The 351-nt window shown below is 62.4% G+C and carries 1 protein-coding gene; it reads left to right on the forward strand.

Going from position 1 to position 351, the window contains the following annotated elements; all coding sequences use genetic code 11:
* Positions 1 to 37: 37 nt before the first annotated feature.
* On the forward strand, positions 38 to 351 hold a 314-nt coding region (locus tag EN807_RS33420; protein WP_189522685.1), incomplete at its 3' end, for a TolC family protein.

Consider the following 351-nt stretch of genomic DNA (forward strand, 5'->3'; position numbering starts at 1 on the left):
CCGATCCGTAAGGGTGGGCTGACGCGGCGTGGTTCCCATGGAAACGAATGAGGGAAATAACGTGCCGCCCCGACACAAAAATGTTTTAGCAGCTATTCTGGTTTCCGCGACGGCGCTGTCGCCGCTGGCCGCCTCCGCCGAGACCATTACGGGCGCTCTCGCCAAAGCCTACCAGTACAATTCGCAGCTCAATTCCGCGCGTGCCGGCGTGCGCGTCACCGATGAAGGCGTGGCCATCGCCAAGTCGGGCTACCGCCCGACCGTGAACGGTTCAGGCAGCATCGACTACTCCAGCACGCGCATCCAGGGCGCCACCCAGAACCTGACCACGGGCAGCTTCGGCATTCAAAT

The organism is Mesorhizobium sp. M5C.F.Ca.ET.164.01.1.1 (genome assembly GCF_004792125.1).
In the GTDB taxonomy this organism is placed as follows: Bacteria; Pseudomonadota; Alphaproteobacteria; order Rhizobiales; family Rhizobiaceae; genus Mesorhizobium; species Mesorhizobium wenxiniae.